Origin of the sequence: Psychrobacter sp. (assembly GCF_041554015.1) — a bacterium.
Classification (GTDB): Bacteria; Pseudomonadota; Gammaproteobacteria; order Pseudomonadales; family Moraxellaceae; genus Psychrobacter.
Map to the genome: position 1 here is coordinate 12,278 of NZ_JBFFMS010000027.1, position 20,110 is coordinate 32,387.

At 43.9% G+C, this 20,110-nt stretch carries 16 protein-coding genes; 7 read left to right on the forward strand and 9 right to left on the reverse strand.

Annotated features, from left to right (window positions below):
• Window positions 1-42 precede the first annotated feature (42 nt).
• Window positions 43-282, forward strand: coding sequence for a hypothetical protein (locus ABYU67_RS08195; RefSeq protein ID WP_372844510.1), 240 nt, complete (start codon window positions 43-45; stop codon window positions 280-282).
• 77 nt (window positions 283-359) lie between these two features.
• Here the strand turns inward: ABYU67_RS08195 and ABYU67_RS08200 are convergent, their stop codons facing one another.
• Window positions 360-1,850: an aldehyde dehydrogenase family protein gene (locus ABYU67_RS08200; RefSeq protein ID WP_372844511.1), complete on the reverse strand. Its 1,491-nt coding sequence runs from the start codon at window positions 1,848-1,850 to the stop codon at window positions 360-362.
• 276 nt (window positions 1,851-2,126) lie between these two features.
• On the opposite strand from ABYU67_RS08200, the gene ABYU67_RS08205 reads away from it, so the two are divergent.
• The 5 genes from ABYU67_RS08205 to ABYU67_RS08225 all read left to right on the forward strand — a co-directional run bounded on the left by ABYU67_RS08205 (window position 2,127) and on the right by ABYU67_RS08225 (window position 7,113).
• Complete coding sequence (locus ABYU67_RS08205) at window positions 2,127-2,765, forward strand: TetR/AcrR family transcriptional regulator (protein ID WP_372844512.1); 639 nt, start codon at window positions 2,127-2,129, stop codon at window positions 2,763-2,765.
• Between the two features lie 346 nt (window positions 2,766-3,111).
• On the forward strand, window positions 3,112-4,341 hold the full coding sequence (locus ABYU67_RS08210) for an iron-containing alcohol dehydrogenase (RefSeq protein ID WP_372844513.1): 1,230 nt from the start codon (window positions 3,112-3,114) through the stop codon (window positions 4,339-4,341).
• A 119-nt stretch (window positions 4,342-4,460) separates the two neighbouring features.
• The gene (locus ABYU67_RS08215) at window positions 4,461-5,522 is read left to right on the forward strand and encodes an NADP-dependent oxidoreductase (protein ID WP_372844514.1); all 1,062 of its coding nucleotides are present in this window, start codon (window positions 4,461-4,463) and stop codon (window positions 5,520-5,522) included.
• A gap of 205 nt (window positions 5,523-5,727) precedes the next feature.
• Window positions 5,728-6,405 (forward strand): type 1 glutamine amidotransferase domain-containing protein, encoded by a 678-nt coding sequence (locus ABYU67_RS08220; protein WP_372844515.1) that lies wholly within the window; start codon window positions 5,728-5,730, stop codon window positions 6,403-6,405.
• 72 nt (window positions 6,406-6,477) lie between these two features.
• Window positions 6,478-7,113: a glutathione S-transferase family protein gene (locus ABYU67_RS08225; protein WP_372844516.1), complete on the forward strand. Its 636-nt coding sequence runs from the start codon at window positions 6,478-6,480 to the stop codon at window positions 7,111-7,113.
• A 119-nt stretch (window positions 7,114-7,232) separates the two neighbouring features.
• Here the strand turns inward: ABYU67_RS08225 and ABYU67_RS08230 are convergent, their stop codons facing one another.
• The 7 genes from ABYU67_RS08230 to cysS form a co-directional block, all read right to left on the reverse strand.
• Window positions 7,233-8,567, reverse strand: a complete 1,335-nt coding sequence (locus ABYU67_RS08230; RefSeq protein ID WP_372844517.1) for a D-arabinono-1,4-lactone oxidase — start codon at window positions 8,565-8,567, stop codon at window positions 7,233-7,235.
• Window positions 8,555-9,805: an alanine racemase gene (locus ABYU67_RS08235; RefSeq protein WP_372844518.1), complete on the reverse strand. Its 1,251-nt coding sequence runs from the start codon at window positions 9,803-9,805 to the stop codon at window positions 8,555-8,557. The genes ABYU67_RS08230 and ABYU67_RS08235 overlap by 13 nt, the downstream gene beginning before the upstream one ends.
• Before the next feature lie 296 nt (window positions 9,806-10,101).
• Window positions 10,102-10,752: a pyridoxamine 5'-phosphate oxidase gene (pdxH, locus tag ABYU67_RS08240; protein WP_372844519.1), complete on the reverse strand. Its 651-nt coding sequence runs from the start codon at window positions 10,750-10,752 to the stop codon at window positions 10,102-10,104.
• Window positions 10,753-10,798: 46 nt separating this feature from the next.
• Window positions 10,799-12,166 carry a phosphoglucosamine mutase gene (glmM, locus tag ABYU67_RS08245; protein WP_372844520.1) on the reverse strand — a complete coding sequence of 456 codons (1,368 nt, stop codon included), beginning with the start codon at window positions 12,164-12,166 and terminating at the stop codon, window positions 10,799-10,801.
• Window positions 12,167-12,420: 254 nt separating this feature from the next.
• Window positions 12,421-13,893, reverse strand: coding sequence for an IMP dehydrogenase (guaB, locus tag ABYU67_RS08250; RefSeq protein WP_372844521.1), 1,473 nt, complete (start codon window positions 13,891-13,893; stop codon window positions 12,421-12,423).
• A 399-nt stretch (window positions 13,894-14,292) separates the two neighbouring features.
• Window positions 14,293-16,236, reverse strand: coding sequence for a mechanosensitive ion channel family protein (locus ABYU67_RS08255; RefSeq protein WP_372844522.1), 1,944 nt, complete (start codon window positions 16,234-16,236; stop codon window positions 14,293-14,295).
• Between the two features lie 121 nt (window positions 16,237-16,357).
• Entirely contained in the window at window positions 16,358-17,824 is a 1,467-nt protein-coding gene (cysS, locus tag ABYU67_RS08260; RefSeq protein WP_372844523.1) for a cysteine--tRNA ligase, read from the reverse strand.
• A gap of 225 nt (window positions 17,825-18,049) precedes the next feature.
• On the opposite strand from cysS, the gene ABYU67_RS08265 reads away from it, so the two are divergent.
• Window positions 18,050-18,655, forward strand: a complete 606-nt coding sequence (locus tag ABYU67_RS08265) for a cob(I)yrinic acid a,c-diamide adenosyltransferase (RefSeq protein WP_372844531.1) — start codon at window positions 18,050-18,052, stop codon at window positions 18,653-18,655.
• A gap of 95 nt (window positions 18,656-18,750) precedes the next feature.
• On the opposite strand, the gene ABYU67_RS08270 is transcribed toward ABYU67_RS08265, so the two are convergent.
• Window positions 18,751-19,725, reverse strand: coding sequence for a hypothetical protein (locus tag ABYU67_RS08270; RefSeq protein ID WP_372844524.1), 975 nt, complete (start codon window positions 19,723-19,725; stop codon window positions 18,751-18,753).
• Window positions 19,726-20,110 lie beyond the last annotated feature (385 nt).

Sequence of the window (20,110 nt, forward strand, 5' to 3'; positions counted from 1 at the left end):
ATCACGCCGACTGCTTAAATGCTTTATCCCTAGGAGAATATTATGACTGAAAAAATCGAAGAAAATGCTGCTACTCACAAGCGCAAATTGATTGATAAATTTTTGATAAAACTGACCAAAGAGCAGCCGCAGATGTATTATGCGACGACTTCTGAGATAGCTCGTAGTCTTTATAGTATGTTAAAAGAACATACCAATCGCTTGAGCGTTGAGGAGCAGGCGCTTATCAGACATATGACCGTTGAGGAGATACAAGGGCTGTTAGGTTTCCATAGTAAATGAGAAAATAAAACCATTCTAATGTCATAAAAAAGATTGCCGATGAGCAGTCTTTTTTATCATAAACTTATCTAAAGTCTTTAAAAAGGATAATCGCGCGGCATATGCTGCACTGAAATCCAATGCAAGGTAGTAAACTCTTCTAGTATCCACTCGCCGTTAAAACGTCCGATACCTGAATTTTTCTCCCCGCCAAAGGGTACATTGCTTTCATCGTTGACCGAGATATCATTGATATGAGTCATGCCAGCTTTGATACCGCGAGCAAAACGCAGGCCTTTTGCCATATCTTGAGTAAAGACCGCACTCGATAAGCCATACATAGAATCATTGGCTATCGACAATGCATCGGCCTCATCTTTGGCGCGGATGATACCCACCAGAGGACCAAATACTTCGTTGCAAGACAAATCCATTTCACGCGTGACATCACTAAAAATATGCGGCGGCACCACTTGACCTTTTATCTCATCACTTAATAGCAGTTTTGCGCCCTCTTTCTGAGCTTTAGCGATTTTATCTTTCAAGGATTTGACTTGTTTTTGATTGATAATAGGACCGACTGCAGTATCAATTTTGTTAGGATCACCAACATTTAAGGTCTTAACATGCGCCACAAAACGCGTCACAAAATCATCATAAATCTCATCTTCGACAATGATACGGTTGATCGCAATACAAATCTGACCTTGATGCAAAAACTTACCAAACGCAGCAGCTTTTACTGCTTGCTCAATATCAGCATCTTTTAACACCACAAACGGGCTATTGCCTCCAAGCTCTAGCGCCACTTGCTTGATATAATCACCGCCATTTGCCAATTCACCGATATGCTTGCCCACTGAGGTTGAGCCAGTAAAAGAAACCAAACTTGGGATATCATGGGTGACGATCGCATCACCTATCTCGCCGCCGCTACCGACGACGACATTTAATAAGCCTTTTGGCAAACCCGCTTCTTCAAATATCTTTGCCAGCAGCAACCCACCGGTAATCGGTGTATCGCTGGCAGGCTTTAGCACTACTGCATTGCCTAACGCCAATGCTGGCGCAATCGAGCGCTGGGTTAGATGTAGTGGGAAATTCCATGGGCTAATTACCGCAATCACGCCCATCGGCTCACGATAAATAAAGTTCTCTTTGCCCGGTGTATTTGACGGGCGAATCTCGCCATGTATACGGTTAGGGAAACTGGCGGCTTCAAGGGTAATCGCGCGCGCACTACTAAACTCGACCATCGCTTTGATACGGGTACTGCCCGACTCTTTAATAAGCCAATCGACAATCTCATCTTGACGCTGATCAAAGATACTAACTACTTTATAAAGAATAGCAGCGCGTTCGTTCGGAGTTTGCTGTGCCCACTGTTTTTGAGCCGCACTCGCCGCTTGATAAGCTTCATCCAGCTGCTTATCCGTTACTTGCTGAATCTCAACCAAGGTCTCACCATTATATGGGTTGGTATTGGTATTGATACTATCGTCCTCACCCTTTTTCCATTCGCCTGCAATATATTGCAAATGAAAATCTGTATAAACCTTTACTGGCGTATTTTTAGCTTCTGTTGACATAATTATTCCTATTTTTTATTTAATAATATTATTAGAGTATGCTTATACCGTATCATGAGCGCCTATCGTGTTCCGTAACAGGTTTAATAAGCAATAGCAGCATACGATAACAAACGTAACTTGCTAGACGACTGGTCTAATGCTACCATAAACGTTATAAAAATTAGAATATTTCTATCCTATTGTTTGTTGAACAAACGTAACTTTTTTAGCTGCATTTATAAATGTATTAAACCCTCTTATATAATCAGTCTCTCTAAGGAGAACATACGTCATATGTCTACACCCAATGCTATAAAATATCTTCAACCAGATAGTGCGCCATCTCATATTGCGTTATCAAATACCAGAGACCATCTATTAGCGACGGGCTATAAGCTGATTGCACAAAAAGGCTTTACCGCTGTAGGCATCAAACAAATTTTAGATACCGCAGGCGTGCCCAAAGGTTCTTTTTATCATTATTTCGCCTCCAAAGAAGCCTTTGGCGAGGCCATTATCAGTCACTACTTTACTCAGTATAAGCGTCGCCTTGATATTATCGGGTCACAAGACGTTAGCGCGCAGCAAAAACTGTATGACTATTTTCAAAATTGGTATGACACCCAGCAAAGCGGCTGCGATCATGAAAAGTGCTTGGTGGTAAAGCTGAGTGCTGAGGTGTCAGATATGTCCGAGCCCATGCGTAAGGTATTACATGCAGGTTACCAACAGACCATTACGTGGCTTGCGACCCAAATCAAAGCAGGCTGGGTCGACGGCTCTGTCCCTCATCCTGCGAACGTGGCTGCGGAGAGTATGGCAAAGCGTTGGTACTTTGCCTGGCTGGGCGCAAGTTTGGTGACTAAGATCAGCCAAACAGATACACCATTAGCCGAAGTATGGCTGATGACGACTACTGCTATGGGTCGCTAATACTCTATCTTATTACTAATATTCTCACACTTTACCGCTCTCGTTTCGTCTACCTTTCTGCATTACTCACCCTTGTTTGACGCTGCATCATCCAGTGTTAAACAAGGATATCTTTTTAAGATTTTATCTCGAAAATATGAAGCCGTACGAGCAATACTCTACCTGAACGATGCATTCAAACTAATATCGGCTAGCATGTTTATACGATAGTTTTGTAACCATTTATCATAATTACTAGACGACCGGTCTAATTAATATATAATGCGGACAACTGCAAATGAGTTGCAGACTTTATCTTTAATACTAAATACGCTTTTTATGCTCAAAAAAAACTATTAGGAATTTTATGAATAATTTTCAATATTACAATCCCGTCCGTATCGTCTTTGGTGAAGGTCAAATCGAGAAGTTAGCTGATCTTGTACCGACAGATGCTCGTGTCCTGATTACCTATGGTGGTGGTTCAGCGCAGCGTACTGGTACATTGGATGAAGTAAAAACAGCATTAACTGCTAATGGTCAGCGACAAGTGTTTGAGTTTGGCGGTATCGAAGCCAATCCAGAGTTTACCACTTTGTTAAAAGCTGCGGACATGGTCAATGAGCACGATATTGACTTTTTATTAGCGGTTGGTGGTGGTTCAGTTATTGATGGCAGTAAGTTTGTCGCGCTCGTATCGTCATTAACCGAAGATGGCAGCACCGATGGTACGGTATCACGCGATAAAGCATGGGATGCACTAACCAGCTATTGCAGAAATATTGATTCAGCGATAGATTTGGGCGCGGTATTGACCATTCCGGCGACTGGCTCTGAGATGAACTCGGGCGGCGTGATCAACTTTAGTGAGCGCCAAGCAAAGCTACCCTTTGGTAATCCACTCGCCTTCCCTAAGTTTTCAATTTTAGATCCAACCAAAACCATGACCTTACCTGAACGCCAAGTGATGAATGGTGTTGCGGATGCTTTTGTTCATGTAATGGAACAGTATCTGACCTATCCGGTTAACGCAAAAGTTCAAGATGCCTTTGCTGAGAGCCTGTTAAAAATCCTGATTGAAGAAGGCGCAGCGGTCAAAGCTGATCCAGAAAATATAGAGACGCGTAAAAATATCATGTGGACAGCAACCATGGCGCTAAATGGTCTGATCGGTACAGGTGTGCCGCAAGATTGGACGACGCATATGATCGGTCATGAACTGACGTCATTGCATGCGATTGATCATGCCCGTACGTTGACCATCGTCTTGCCATCGGTGCTACGTGAGCTTAAAGACAGCAAAAAAGACAAATTACTCCAATATGCACGTAACGTTTGGAATATTACCGCTGACGATAATGGTGCTGAGCTGAACGATGACGCCATCATTGAAGCCGCTATCAAACAAACTGAAAACTTCTTCCGTGAGCTTGGACTGCCGGTCAGCTTAGCAGATGTCGAGTTAGATGCTGCTGCCATTGATCCTATCATCAAGCAGTTAGAAGTACATGGTATGGTGAAATTGGGTGAACATGGCAAAAACGATTTAGCGGTATCACGTCGTATCCTAGAGCGTGCCATTACTGCTGACGCCTAACACCTTTAACGTCGCAGTAATTATCCATTGTTACACTGTTTTTATAGGCATCATTAGCCTGCCACCCCAGAGTGGCAGGTAACTTTATCAAAAAAATAAATAATATAAGGAGCTTTATTATGAGCTTTAACGATAATTTTAATAAGCAGCAAAACCAACAACAAAACCGTCAAATCAAACTTGCCAGCCGCCCACATGGCGCACCAACTGCCGATAACTTTGAATTGGCTACTGGCGAGATTCCAAAACCTAATGACAACGAGATGCTATTACGCACCGTCTATCTATCACTTGACCCCTATATGCGCGGACGTATGAGTGATGCTGCAAGCTATGCTGACCCGCTACAGATCGGTGATGTCATGCTAGGTGGAACAGTTGCTCAAGTCGTTGAGTCTAATATCGATAAATTTGCAGTCGGTGATTTGGTAGTATCGAACTCAGGCTGGCAGGACTATAGCGTCAGTGATGGCGAAGGTGTCTTGAAGCTCGATAAAAATATGGCGAATCCGTCATACGGTTTGGGTGTGCTTGGCATGCCAGGCTTTACAGGCTACATGGGTTTGACTGATATCGGTAAACCAAAAAAAGGCGAAACCTTAGTCGTTGCAGCGGCAACAGGTCCTGTTGGTGCAACCGTTGGCCAAGTTGGTAATCAGTTAGGATTACGTACTGTCGGCGTCGCTGGCGGTGCTGAGAAATGTGCTTACGCGGTTGAAGAATTAGGCTTTGATGTGTGTTTTGACCATAAAGCCGATGACTTTGCTGAGCAACTAGCTGCCGCTTGCCCAGATGGTATCGATATCTACTATGAAAACGTCGGTGGTAAAGTCTTTGACGCCGTATTGCCACTATTAAACGCCCATGCACGTATCCCAGTTTGTGGGTTAGTTTCACAATATAACGCTACTGAGCTACCTGATGGTAAAGACCGCTTGGGTGTCCTAATGGGTAATATTCTAAGCAAACGCCTAACGATTAAAGGCTTTATTATCTTTGAAGAATACGGCGACCACTTCCCAGAATTCTTAGCGACGATGAGCAAATGGCTTGAAGCGGGTGATATTAAGACCAAAGAGCATCAGGTCGATGGCTTAGCTCAAGCTCCACAAGCGTTCTTTGATATGCTCGAGGGTAAGAATTTTGGTAAGACAGTGATTAAAGTGGCTGACGTTAAATAGCTGGTAGCTAACATAAAAATCATGAAAACAACCAGTTAACAACATAACTTGTTAAGACAGCTACTGAAAGTCATGGTTAAAAGAGGAATACTGTCAGCAGTCGGTTTTTTAGTGTTACGGATTTTCAATACCGGCTGCGACACAGCAATTATCAGCGTTAATAATAAACCTCAATAATAACTTTCAACAATAAACAGGGATAACTATGAATATTTTAATGGTATTAACTTCACACGATAAGCTTGGCGATACTGGTAAGAAAACTGGCTTTTGGCTAGAAGAGTTTGCCGCGCCTTATTATGCTTTTTTGGATGCCGGTGTCAATATCACACTTGCCTCTCCTGCAGGCGGTCAACCACCACTTGATCCAAGTAGTGACACACCTGATGCGCAAACCAAAGACACCAAACGTTTCAAAGAAGACGCTGAGGCACAAGAGCGCCTAGCAACGACCAAAAAACTCGCTGATGTAAGTGCGGAAGATTTTGATTCGGTATTTTATCCTGGTGGTCATGGTCCAATGTGGGATTTGGCTGTCGATAAAAACTCGATTGAATTGATTGAGACATTTATCAAACAAGACAAACCAGTGGCTTTTGTTTGCCATTCTCCTGCTGCCCTTAAAAACGTTAAAGTCGATGGCGAGTATCTGGTCAAAGGTAAAACCGTGACTGGCTTTAGTAATACTGAAGAAGAAGCGGTTCAGCTTACGGATGTCGTGCCATTCTTATTAGAAGATGTGCTCAAAGCCAATGGCGGCAACTACGAAAGAGTCGCTGATTGGGAGTCTTTTGTGGTTGAAGATGGTTTACTGATCACAGGGCAAAATCCAGCATCATCTGAAGAGGCGGCGAAGCGTTTGCTTGCTAAGCTTCAAGCTTAATTTCAGCATAAATCTTGAAAGCAATATCACAGCGAGAATGGCAAATAACACTCTATCATCAAGGCAAAAGTTATGATTCGTCTGCATCATCTTAATCAATCACGCTCATTACGTACCTTATGGCTTTTAGAAGAATTGGGGCAACCTTACGAGCTTATTAGCCATCAGCGCGATGCAAAAACGCATCTTGCGCCAGACAGCTTAAAAGCGGTGCATCCTCTCGGTAAATCTCCGGTTATTGAGATGGATGGCGAGCTTTATGCAGAGTCAGGCGCGATTACTGAGCTATTGATTGAGCGCTATGCCTCTGATAGGTTGCGCCCTGCTACTGATAGCGCAGATTATGGTCATTATTTGCAGTGGATTAATTTTGCAGAAAGCTCGCTGATGCTGCCACTTCTGCTTGAGTTATTTACCAATAAAGCGGGCGCTGGTGATAATGCATTTTTGCAAGGGTATATTGCTGACGAAAAACATAAACTGCTGAGCTATCTAAATGATGAGGTCGCAGGTAAATCTTTTATCGTCGGTAATAAGCTAAGTGGGGCTGACTTTATGCTGTCGTTTGATTTGATTATGCTTGTCAAGCGTGAGGCGCTAGAGGATTACCCTCATATCAGACAGTACGCGCTACAACTGGCAAGCCTTGATAGCTATCAGCGCGCCATGCGTTTGGAAGCAAATTATGATCAAACCAGTACTGAGTAACCCATTTATAATGGAGTCAGAGCCATCTTTTATCGATTTTAAAGACGGTTTAATCTATCCATAATAATGAAAAAGCAGCCTACCTGATGGGCTGCTTTTTTACGTATAGCTTGGTCGTTTTATAAAATAGAAAACTTCTCGTTCAGCCAGCTGTTGATAAACACATTATCAGGATCATACTGACGGCGAATCTCTAAAAATCGATCCAGCTTTGGATATAGCATTTGCAGCTCTGCATTGCTCAATTTATTGACTTTACCCCAGTGCGGGCGACCGTGCCATTTTTTCATATACTCATATAGCCACATAAATAATGGTTCGCTGTCCATACCTTTATAAACATGAAATGATAGTACCGCGCAGTCCTCTCCTTGTGTAGGACTTAGCATACCGCGCTCACCCTTATGGGTACGTACCTCAATCGGGAAATGTGAGCCTTTATTGTCTGCTAATAAAATATGATTGATCTCAGAGATACATTCATCAAAATCAGCCAATTTTATAAAGTATTCAGACTCATTAAATTTGACGCCGCGCGGTGTGGGAAATACCTCATAGCTATAGCCTTCACGCTTGGTGTTCGGTATGGCGCTTGCAGAGATGGCACTCACTTTTTTAGTCAAGCTCGGTTTGATACGTGCCAGCTCGCACAGCAAATAAAATGCACCGTTTAGCGTCACAATACTATCAAACTTATCTCGCCGCTTTTGCTTAGCGGTCATTGGTACAGGCGCTATCATTGTTAGCGTTTTTTGCTGTATTTTATTGGTCCCTGGGAATAAAAACCATTCCAAATGACGATGGCTATAAGCAGTCTCATAGAAGCACTCCAAGCCCTCTTCAAAATCCAACAGCTGATTGTCCTCTTTAAGCCCATATAGCTCAACCACCCTAAGCGTCAGCTTGGTAAACACACCTAGCATACCAAGGCTTGCATGTAGCGCATCGCCCAGCTCATCCGTCTCTGGGTCACCGCGATGATGCGTATGTATCTCACCGCATCCATCGACCCATTCCCATACCTCAACTTGATTGGCAATGGAACCTAATGTGATGCCAGTGCCATGCGTTGCAGTACTGACAGCGCCGGCAAGGGTCTGTGCTTGTACATCGCCCATATTTTCTAACGCCAAACCATACTCTTTGAGCGCATCACCTATCTCATATAGATACGTACCCGCATACAAGGTAGCAAGCTTGGCATCTTTATCGACTGAAATGAGACCGCGCATATGATGCAGACTAACGGCAATCTCTTCAGGTTTGGCGCAGCCACTAAACGAGTGCGCCGCACCTGTCACTCTAATACGCTGCTTATCAGCGCGTGCTTTTTTAATAATCTCTTGAAGCTCAGTCACCGATGACGGGCTGAGTTTTTGTTGTGGCTGCGCTGTCTCATAGCCGACCCAGTTTTGCCACTCAGGGCTTTGATTCCACTGCTTTAATGAAAACATTGCCCATCTCCTCGGTATGTTGTTATTGTTTGCTGAACAACCGTTTCTGGTAGCCTTTTATCGCTTATTGCCGTATCACACTTAGCATTAGCATCGTTGTCTTCTCGATAGCAGATCAGTGAGCTAAAATGCTCGCACAGCTCCCCTGCCTTGGCATGACGACACCACACCGCATCACCAATGCTAGGATTTCTACTATAACTGCCCTTTTTAGTCTTTAAAATTGCCATCGGCGTTTGTACTTCGCCAAAGCCTTCATCCTTTAATAAAGATAAATGCGGTGGATAATGTATCACCGGTGCCTTTTCTAGCCCAACCGAGCCCGAAGCGATAAAGCCACCACCATGGCAAGTAATGACCGCTGATTCAGGCTGGCGCGTCACCGGTAAAACAAATCCAGCCGCGGGCTTAAATGCTTGCATACTTTCCATATAATCAAAATACGCCGGCTTGTAATACGCTGAACCAACTGTGATTTCTGTAATCTCAGATTGTTTTGAGGTAAAGTCCATACTGCCGCTACCACCGCCATTGACCAGCCTTAGTCTATAACCTTGTTTGGTCAAGTAATCAACCATCGCACGGCGACGCTTGCTGATTTGTTTTTGTGAGCGTTTTTTTAATAAGCGGATAGCAGGTGTCAATAAAGCTTTATTTGGCAGATGCTCAGGTAGACCCGCTATTTGGGCTTCATAGCCCATCGCAGCACTGACGCAAATATTTGGACACGTTTTGATATGTTTGAGCAGTTTTTTAACATCTTTTATGGTCATCAGTGCCGAGCGCTTGGTACCAAAATACAGCTTTGGTAACGGCATCGACATATTGATATCAAGACAAACTTCGATAGTGACATTATGGGCTTTAGCGACTTTATGCAACCTATCGACATGCTCTGGACGATCGACCATCCATATCATCGTAGCGCCTTGCTTGGTATAGACAAAGGTTGCGACAACGCTATCCATATCGAGAGTCGGATAAGCACAAAGCACATTATCAAAGCCATTTTTTAATAAATACAGCGACTCAGGAGCAGCATAAGACATCAGACCGATAAAATTTGGCGAGCGCGCTTGGATATAGCGTAGAACATCAAGAGAACGAATAGACTTGGTCGCCAAACGCAGATTGACCGGTTGGGTTTTTTGATTAACCAGCTCAATATTGTGATCGAGCGCATCCATATCGAGCCATGCACTGGGTATTTTTGGTGGAATAATTTGAGCAAAATCCATTTTGCAGTCCTTTTCAAAGACATAGAGCCGTTATCAATAAAAGATTCAGTAGAAAAACATAACAATGATACACTGCCTCACGCTTTTATAGTACGATAAATGTTGATTGATTTAACCAATATGAGCTTGCTCGATTGCGTCCTGATATGTCTGTGTCGGTAAATGTTGATGCCAAATAGTTTCACTATAAAAGAGAGGAGAAAGCCCCTTTATTTGCCAGATTGATACGGCAAGTAAAGGGGCTTTTGATAGAGATGAGTTTTTTCTAAACTCGTATCGCGTTTTATTGATGACGTTTAAGGCAATAAGCGTTTGGTCGTCCAGCTATCCTCTGCTTCTTTATGATAGACAATGCGGTCATGCATCCGATTGGCACGACCTTGCCAAAACTCAATCTTATTGATCCTAATCTCATAACCACCCCAAAACGCGGGCGTCGGTACAGCTGCGCCTTTAGGATACTCTATTTGCAATTGCTCAAACCTCTGCTCCATCACCTCACGATTGGCAACTTCACCGCTTTGCGGCTGACTGACCCATGCACCTACTTGGCTATCGTGCGGGCGTTTTTGAAAATAAGCAGCAGATTTATCGGCATCGATTTTAGCAATACTGCCGCTAATACGAATCTGACGCTCAAGTTTGTGCCAAAAAAACAGTGCTTCTGCATTGGGGTTTTCTGCAATATCGTGACCCTTAGCACTTTCGTAATTGGTATAAAATACAACACCTTTATCCGTGATTTCACGCAATAGCACAATACGCACGCTAGGTTTGTGATCCGCCCCGCAAGTCGCTAAACTCATCGCATAAGGTTCTGCCACTTGCGCCTCTATCGCTTCATGCATCCAAGCATTTAATAGCTCAAACGGTGATGCGGGTATTGATTGTTGGTCTAATTGACCTTTTTCGTACGACAAACGCTGATCGCTAAAGTCCATACTCATGGTTGTCCCTTATTTTTCTATTCTGGTCTGTTTATATAAAAGACGATTAACCCAAGATGGCTTTGATTTTATCTGCCAAATCATTGGCCATCACATCACACTCTATCTCATCATCCGACTCAACCATCACTCGAATCATCGGCTCTGTGCCAGATTGGCGAATAAGCAAGCGACCACGGCCTTCTAAAGTAGCACGCGCTTTATCAAAAGCGGCGACCAGCTCTTCATGCTCAAACGGATCTTGCATTTGAGACAAGCGCACATTGACCAGTTTTTGTGGCAATACCTCAAAACCTTCGGTTAAATCGCTCAGCGCTTTGCCCCTTGCTTGCATAACAGCAAGTATCTGCAAACTTGCGATAATAGCATCGCCCGTTCGGCTTTTATCTAAGCATAAAATATGACCTGATGGCTCCCCGCCCAGTATCCAGCCGTTGGCTTCTAGCTCTTGCATCACATAACGATCACCTACTTTGGCGCGAGTAAATGCAATATCAGCCGCTTTTAATGCCAACTCTAAGCCCATATTGCTCATCAAGGTGCCAACCACACCTGCCGCCTTCGTCTGACCTTGGGTAGCAAGCACGTACAAGATACCATCACCATCGACCAGTTTACCGGCTTCATCGACCATGACGATACGGTCGCCATCACCATCTAAGGCAATACCAACATCGGCATCATACTTAAGAACCGCTTCTTGCAAACCTCTGGGATGAGTTGAGCCACAATCAGCATTGATGTTAACGCCATCAGGCTTGTTATTAATGGCAATAACATTTGCGCCAAGCTCACGCATGACGCGAGGCGCCACACTATAGCCTGCACCATTGGCACAGTCGACAACCACAGTCAGATGATCTAAATCGTATTGATAAGGAAAGCTGCCTTTACAGAATTCAATATAGCGCCCTTTTGCATCATCAATCCGATTGTTTTTACCTAATTGTGCCGGATCAAGAATAGGCATTACGGCATCATTATTGCCGTCAGCCGCCATGATGATATCCAACTTATCATTGATGGCATTTTGCATCTCATCGGTAAGTTTTTTACCATCAGCTGAGAAAAATTTAATGCCATTATCATAATAGGGGTTGTGAGAAGCAGAAATAACCACCCCTGCATCAGCATTAAAACTACGGGTTAAATGGGCGATAGCAGGCGTTGGCAACGGCCCTAACATATAGACATCGACGCCTGCGGCATTAAAGCCTGCCTGTAGTGCGCCTTCTATCACATAGCCTGATAAGCGCGTGTCTTTACCAATCACCACACTTGGCTTACGAGCCAAATTTTGATTGCTTTCTATCAGCACCAGTCCTGTGACGTAACCCAGTTTTAGGATAAAGTCTGGCGTAATTGGTAGTTCACCAAATTTACCGCGAATACCATCAGTGCCAAAATAGCTCATTATTATTTTTCCTTAAATCTAAAAGTAAAAGACCAAACGCGGGCGCAAGCTGAGTCAGCTGATAACTCGCTCTGATAGTCTTGCTCTGGTAATCTTGCTCTGATAATACAGTGACTTATTATTAGAATAATCTATTATCATATTTTACAAAAAAAACAGCCAACAATAACAAGGCATTGTTGGCTGTTTGTATCTTGATAGCACTTGACGCGGTTAGGATAAAGGTCATCGCATCCTATAGCATCAAAATGCTATTAGTCAACTCGGTAGTTAGGTGCTTCTTTGGTAATCTGTACATCATGGACATGTGACTCTTTCATACCCGCTGAGGTAACCTTGATAAACTGCGGTTTGCTACGCATATCTTCAATCGTAGCACAGCCAGTATAACCCATAGATGAGCGCAAGCCACCTACCAATTGATTAACGATACCAGCGACTGGACCTTTATAAGGTACGCGCCCTTCGATACCTTCTGGTACCAATTTTTCTACGCCGTCTTTAGCATCTTGGAAGTAGCGATCTGATGAGCCGTTTTGACCTGACATCGCGCCCAAGCTGCCCATACCACGGTAAGCTTTGTAATAACGACCTTGGAATAACTCAACTTCACCTGGCGCCTCTTCCGTACCAGCCATCAGTGAGCCAACCATGATGCATGATGCACCAGCAGCAATGGCTTTTGCCATATCACCTGAATAGCGAATACCGCCATCAGCAATCAGAGGAATACTGTCTTGCAAAGCACTTGCCACACTATCGATTGCTGAGATTTGCGGTACACCGATACCAGCGATAATACGCGTGGTACAGATAGATCCTGGACCAATACCAACTTTCACCGCATCAGCGCCCGCATCACGTAAGGCTTTTGCCGCGTCGCCTGTGGCGATATTGCCGCCAATAACTTGCACGTTCGGGAAGTGCTTTTTGATCCAAGAAACTTTGTCAATCACGCCTTTTGAGTGACCATGCGCGGTATCAACAACAATGATATCGACATCAGCGGCAATCAATGCTTCAACGCGTGCTTGGGTATCAGCGCCCGTACCAACTGCTGCACCAACACGCAAGCGACCTTGCTCATCTTTACAAGCATTTGGATTGTTTTCTGCTTTGGCAAAATCATTGACCGTAATCAGACCGCGTAAACGAAAATCATCATTGATCACGATGACTTTTTCGATACGGTGCTCATGTAGCAGTCTTTTAATATTCTCGTTGCTTTCACCTTCTTTTACGGTGACCAGCTGATCTTTTGGCGTCATGATATGGCTGACAGGCAATGATAAATTGGTTTCAAAGCGCCAGTCACGATGGGTGACGATACCAACTACTTTATCAGTGCCCTTCTCAACCACTGGCACACCTGAGATGTTATTGTCTTGGGTCAGTCTTAATAACTCACCGATGGTCATCTCTGGATGTACAGTAATAGGATCCACTACCGTACCAGCTTCAAACTTCTTGACGCGGCGCACTTGCATCGCCTGCTTGTCGATATCCATGCTCTTATGCAAGATACCTAGACCACCAAGCTGGGCCATGGTAATGGCCATCTCAGACTCAGTGACTGTATCCATCGCGGCAGAAATGAGCGGTAAATTTAGCGTGATATTCTTGGTTAGGCGGGTCGTTAGATTAGCAGCTTTTGGCAGTATTTCTGAATAAGCTGGCAATAATAAAACGTCATCAAAGGTTAAGGCTTCATCGACAATTCGCAACATACAGACCCCTAGTAGTGGTTATTTTGATGGGTGGACAATACAGCATCAAGAAAATCAACGAACGTTTTATCACCATCATAAGGTCCTAAAAACCTAGCAGAGAATCATAAAACCGTGGGGAACAAATACTAAATACCACCATTCGCTCGGCACATCATCAATTTATCATCGCTCATTAAATCATTGGCTCAGTAGACTCGCTAATACAGCGCCTTTACCGATTCCAAAATCTAATCAGACAATGCTTAATAACTGAATTATCCCTTAAAAATAACGCCATATTATAACAAATAATACCAGCACTCGCATAACATATTTAGCAACTTATTTTATTGCTTCATATGGGCATGATATTCTAAAAACAAATGCGATACGCCCTCACGCTATGATTACTTTTATCTATGATGAGCGGTCGCTACTCTTCACAATCAAACGCTCAGCTGGCAGGTAGTCTCTCTGTTCGCTATGTAAATAACCGAGCATCTGCTCACGTACCTCACATTCAAGTGTCCATGCATCAATAGGGCTATTAGCAGCTTGGCTACAACGCAGCTTAATCGTCGTCTCTGACACAGAAATCGTAAACATTTCAGGCTCCGTTTCACCATCCCACAGTGCATTGTCCTTGACCAGCTCAATATATTTCTGCCGAATCGCACCAATATCAGCTCCATAGTCGACATAGAGATAAATTACCGTTGTCTGATGTGATTCAGTATGCGACCAGTTTTCTACAATTTCAGTGATAAAATGCCGCATAGGCACAATCAAACGGCGCTCATCCCACGTTTTTAGTACCGCATAGGTATATCCTAAATCCTCAATCGTACTCCACTCGCCCTCCATCATCACGGTGTCGCCGATACGCACAGGCTGGGTAATCGCAACCTGCATCCCTGCGATGATATTGCCTAAAATAGGCTGCGCGGCGATACCAATGACAGCCCCTGCAATACCAGCTGAGGTTAATAATGTCTTGCCAAGTCCATCGATATTGGTAAATTCGCTCAAACCAATCCAAATACCGCCCAAAATCATGACAAAGATAAAGACGCGGCGAAAGATAGACATGTAGGTACGGCGGCTGCGGCCTTTATCAAAATTCTCTTCACTGAGATTTTCGATTTGCAAATCTTTATAGCGATTGGCAAAAAAGTTAATCGCTCGAATGCCAAGCCACATCGCACTAAAGACCAGCGCCACCCAAATAATAGGACGGGTTGAGGACGCCAAGGCATCCAGATAGGGAAAACCCCCTGAAACCAAGGTATAAACCGATGAGAAACTGAGGGTAAAGGTCAAAGGGACTGTCAGCTTATTGACCAAATCCTCTACACTGTTGTGATGAAGGGTACCAAGACGGTTACCTTCTTTGTCCATGACATACCAATTGAGGAGTTTGCCAGCGGCGGTACTCAATAGCCAGCCAATGCCCATGGTAAGAGAGAAAAATATCAATAACGCCAAAAATTCCCAGATAGCGATATTAAAAAACTTTAGCTTGGTCCAGTCGGGCAAATAGCGCTCAAACTTTGCCGGATGGTATTGCTCATAAAGCTTATCAATATTTGCCACTGTCTGCGCTGAAAATACCCAAAAAGGCGCGCCATCATCAATACGTACACGCTCTAGATGTAAGGGTACTCGGCGCTCGCGATAATCAATATAACCTAGCTGGATCGAACGTCTGGGAACTCCTTGAATACTGCTGGTACTACCAAGCGGCGGTTCAATTAAGCCATCGGGACGATCCGGCAGCTTATCAAATACATATAGCTGCTTTTCGACCAATAAAAAATCAAGCTGTTTGACCAGATCCCCTGCTTGATTCGACTGCAATTCACTATCAATCAAGTTCATATTTAATGCATAAGCGGCCAAGTCATATTGCTGCTTCATGACTGCCGACTGAAAAAACTCTAAGGTGGCAAAGGGTGTCGACAAGTTTGGCGGCTCAGATAAAGGCGGCAAACCTATATTGAGCTTATCTAATGCATAATAGCCCTCGTTATAATCACCTGTAAGACCCGAATCTCCCTGTAGCACGCCTGCTTGCTGCACGGTCTTTTTTTCTAATGGGCTAATGACTTCTGCTGCAACGGAAGAGACGGATAGCCCGTCCTCTTTGAGCTTATCGATTTTTTGCCCTGCATACTCAACCAAGTTCTCAGGTTGACTGGCGACTGCCGCTTCACTATTTCGGTCATCTGCTATCTCAGTACTGCTTGCTGCATAGACAGGCAATGCCATAGTTAACAGGATAAATAAGCTACCTACTATAAAAAGCAGTCGCGGTAGCGGCTGTAAAGAATGACGCCTGAGAAATTCAGAAGGAGTTTGCATAAAAAATCTTCTACTATAGAGATGATATTAAGCTAATGCAGAAGACACAAAAAAGCCAGCAGATAGCTGGCTTAATTTATTACGGTTTGTGAATGAGCAATATTAAAGACGCATACTCAAATTAAGCACGGCGCCAAGTGGTACCTGCACGGCTGTCTTCAAGCTCAATACCCGCATCTTTTAACTGCACCCGTATCTCATCAGCACGGGCAAAGTCTTTATTGGTTTTGGCATCAGCACGTTCGATGATGAGTGTATCGATAGCTTCATCTGTTAAACCGTCAACTGGCGCTTCACCAATAACCGCTTGTAAAAACTGCTGCACAGGCTGCTGTAAAATATTAAGCGTTTGCGCTAAAGCCTTTAAGTGCTGTGCCAATTGCCACGCACTCTCTACATTTTCAGCCTTACTTGCTTTATTGATATCACGAGCCAATCCAAACAGCACACTGATAGCCGTTGAGCTATTAAAATCGTCACTCATGGCTTTGATAAAATCTTGCCCTACTGCACTGGCATAGGCGCTATTAATCAAATCATCATCAATGATGATTTCTTGACCTTTTTGTTGTTCAGCTACCTTTAATGCTTGGTACAGTCTGCTTAGGCTATTATGTGCTTCATCCAAGGCACTATCAGAGAAGTTTACTTGGCTACGATAGTGGCTGGATAATAAGAAGAAACGCACCGTTTCTGGTAAATATTTTGCCATGACATCACGAATAGTAAAAAAGTTACCCAATGATTTAGACATCTTTTCGCCATCGACATTGATAAAGCCAACGTGCATCCAGTTACGGGCGTACTCGCAACCCGTTGCTGCTTCAGATTGGGCAATCTCATTTTCATGATGCGGGAACTGCAAATCATGACCACCGCCATGGATATCAAAGGTATTACCAAGGCATTTGGTCGACATCGCTGAGCATTCAATATGCCAGCCCGGACGTCCTTGACCCCACGCTGATGCCCATTGCGGCTCACCAGGCTTTGCCGCTTTCCATAAGACAAAATCAAATGGACTGCGCTTGTCGTTCTCGACTTCAACCCGTGAGCCTGCCTGCATATCGTCAAGGTTACGTTTTGATAGCTTGCCATAACCTTCAAAGCTATCGACGGCATAGTAGACATCACCATTATCGCCCGCGTATGCATAGTCATTGCTAACCAGCGTCTCAATCATCTGCTGCATCTCTTCGATATGATCAGTCGCACGCGGTTCTGCATTTGGTGACTGGCAGCCAAGAGCTGTCGCATCTTCATGCATGGCCGTAATAAAACGCTGAGTCAATGCGCCAATCTCTTCACCATTTTCGGCCGCACGTGTGATGATTTTGTCATCGATATCAGTGATATTACGCACGTAATTCACCTCATAGCCCAATTGTGCAAGCCAGCGTACCGCCATATCAAAGCCAACCATCACTCGAGCGTGACCAATATGACAATAATCATAGACCGTCATGCCACACACGTACATGCCAACCTTGCCTTTGGCAAGCGGCTTAAATGCTTGCTTGCGTCCAGTAAGTGAGTCATAGATGACGAGCTGAGACATCGCGTCTGCAAGAGGTGTGGTCATAGTCATAAAGCCTTTAAATTAAAAGTATAGGAAAAAACAAGTCCAGCAATCATGTCCACTTCGCCAATAAAAAAGCGCTGATATCAGCAAATCACGCCTAAATACGTGGCAAAGAGGATATCAATATAAAACTTAACCCATTATCTTAGCGAAAATGCTCGTAAAATACTACAATGAGCACGCAAGTAAGACTTCGTGATGATAAAAATACTGACCGTTAAGGATAAAGACATGGGCAATCGTTTAAGTAAAATATATACACGTACTGGTGATGATGGCAGTACCGGCATGGCAGATGGTAGCCGCGTCAGTAAAGCTGATAGTCTATTTAGTGTGATGGGTGATGTAGATGAGCTCAACTCGCACATTGGTTTGGTACGCGCGCATCTTACGCAAACGGTGCTTGAGCACACTCAACCAGCTGACTTTACTCAAGCGCTAGTCATTATTCAGCATTTATTATTCAATATCGGTGGTGAGCTCGCCATGCCCGAATATGAAGGCGTCAACGCCATTCATATTGAGTGGCTTGAGCAGCAAATCGATGCGATGAATACCACATTACCGCCGCTTAAAGATTTTATTTTGCCGACAGGCTCAGTGCTGGTCAGTCAATTGCATGTAGCACGTACAGTTTGTCGCCGTGCTGAACGTCAAGCGGTATTATTACAAACACAGCGTCCACAAGCCATCCGCCCGACAGCAGTGAGCTTTATCAATCGCTTGTCTGATTGGCTCTTTGTCGCCGCACGTTTTTGTACAGACCCTAAACAAGTCTCTGAAGTGTTATGGGACAATCAAGTATTACAAAAATTTGATAATAAAGCAGATAAATAAAAATTACTGAATAATAAATAAGAAAACACCCGTCATTCATCAATGACGGGTGTTTTTTATCGAAATCTATTTATCAAAGTTCAGCAGTAAGATGATTAGTAAGTCGCGTTTTTATCCTCAATAATCACCATATCAATGCTTTCATCTTTAGGCGTGGCTTTTGGTGCTTCTGGGGCAGCCGGTGTAGGAGCCGCAGTACTAGGGGCTGCCGCTGACGGATTACTATTTGGCGTCTTTGGCGTACTTTGAATACTATTTTGATTGCTTTGATTAACGACTGGTGGCTTAGCAGGTTGTGCCGGACGCACAGGGGCAGCTGGCGTTACCGCTCTTGGCTGACTGGCATTATTATTGCTTTGTGTATTCTGTGCTGGTTCACGGCGGCTTTCAGCTTGTTGAGCAGCACGTTTGGCGCGCTGTTCCTCCAGTGCTGACTGCAGCGTTGAGCTAGCGATCACTTCTGATACCACTGTCAGTAATGCTGGCTGTCCTGCGATACGTGTACGAACTTGTCCACCTTGCGTACCGACAACATAAGTGAAAGCATCATCAATGAGCATATTATTATTGATACGAATATTGTCATTGGCTAAGCGTGTTTGCAGACTCGGCTGATTGTTAGCGGCTTGCACTTGGCTTGCTTGATATAAGTCTTCACTTGGCAAGGTCATACTAACGCTTGCCTGACAAGTAGTCAGACCATTTTCATTGGTCGCTTGCAATACAGCAGCGTTTTGCACGTCAATGATGATACCATTTGCTTTAGTGGTAACAGCGCCACCATTTAGAGCAATCTCTGCATCGTTAGCATAACTTGTAGCCAGTGTTTGCGCCTGTTGATTGAACGTATTTTTCAAAGCGGATTTGAGACGGTCTTGTACCATAGGATCATCACAGCTTACGGCCGTGGCAGCAGCGTTTTCACTGACCTGTGCTTCTTGCTCGGTCACATCCGCCACTTCAGTATCGTCTTTGTCTGAGCGATCACAACCAGCAAGCGCCAAACCACATACCATGCCGATACCAGCAACTTTATACCACTTGCTCACACTTTTATTTGCTACGCTCATATCTTTTTTGCTCCCATTCACTGATTCGTACCGCCACTCACGGACAGTATTTGCCATTTACCCTATAAAACTCAAATCTAACCGAAACAGGCACTGCGATAGATTTGAAAATCCCATTATTATACGGTGTTTACAGCCGATGTTCATCTATGTAGCCAAGCGATATACAAATAACGTCCAACATTGTGTCCGAAATCTGGCTTTAGTTGCAAAAAAGCTACAAATATATATTTACTTAAATAAATATAAGAATGATGACAGAAATTTTTATATGGACAAAACTTTTATAGATATTTTATTTAACATCACAGGATAAATGATAGGATTGGATGCGCTGAATAACAGAGGGTGTAGTATTTCCATTATAATGCTCAAAATATGTGTT

Bases quoted from the DNA above. Each gene is read 5' to 3' on its own strand.
- ABYU67_RS08195 (WP_372844510.1), top strand. From the start codon at position 43: ATGACTGAAAAAATCGAAGAAAATGCTGCTACTCACAAGCGCAAATTG.
- ABYU67_RS08200 (WP_372844511.1), bottom strand. From the start codon at position 1,850: ATGTCAACAGAAGCTAAAAATACGCCAGTAAAGGTTTATACAGATTTT.
- ABYU67_RS08205 (WP_372844512.1), top strand. From the start codon at position 2,127: ATGTCTACACCCAATGCTATAAAATATCTTCAACCAGATAGTGCGCCA.
- ABYU67_RS08210 (WP_372844513.1), top strand. From the start codon at position 3,112: ATGAATAATTTTCAATATTACAATCCCGTCCGTATCGTCTTTGGTGAA.
- ABYU67_RS08215 (WP_372844514.1), top strand. From the start codon at position 4,461: ATGAGCTTTAACGATAATTTTAATAAGCAGCAAAACCAACAACAAAAC.
- ABYU67_RS08220 (WP_372844515.1), top strand. From the start codon at position 5,728: ATGAATATTTTAATGGTATTAACTTCACACGATAAGCTTGGCGATACT.
- ABYU67_RS08225 (WP_372844516.1), top strand. From the start codon at position 6,478: ATGATTCGTCTGCATCATCTTAATCAATCACGCTCATTACGTACCTTA.
- ABYU67_RS08230 (WP_372844517.1), bottom strand. From the start codon at position 8,567: ATGTTTTCATTAAAGCAGTGGAATCAAAGCCCTGAGTGGCAAAACTGG.
- ABYU67_RS08235 (WP_372844518.1), bottom strand. From the start codon at position 9,805: ATGGATTTTGCTCAAATTATTCCACCAAAAATACCCAGTGCATGGCTC.
- pdxH (WP_372844519.1), bottom strand. From the start codon at position 10,752: ATGAGTATGGACTTTAGCGATCAGCGTTTGTCGTACGAAAAAGGTCAA.
- glmM (WP_372844520.1), bottom strand. From the start codon at position 12,166: ATGAGCTATTTTGGCACTGATGGTATTCGCGGTAAATTTGGTGAACTA.
- guaB (WP_372844521.1), bottom strand. From the start codon at position 13,893: ATGTTGCGAATTGTCGATGAAGCCTTAACCTTTGATGACGTTTTATTA.
- ABYU67_RS08255 (WP_372844522.1), bottom strand. From the start codon at position 16,236: ATGCAAACTCCTTCTGAATTTCTCAGGCGTCATTCTTTACAGCCGCTA.
- cysS (WP_372844523.1), bottom strand. From the start codon at position 17,824: ATGACTATGACCACACCTCTTGCAGACGCGATGTCTCAGCTCGTCATC.
- ABYU67_RS08265 (WP_372844531.1), top strand. From the start codon at position 18,050: ATGGGCAATCGTTTAAGTAAAATATATACACGTACTGGTGATGATGGC.
- ABYU67_RS08270 (WP_372844524.1), bottom strand. From the start codon at position 19,725: ATGAGCGTAGCAAATAAAAGTGTGAGCAAGTGGTATAAAGTTGCTGGT.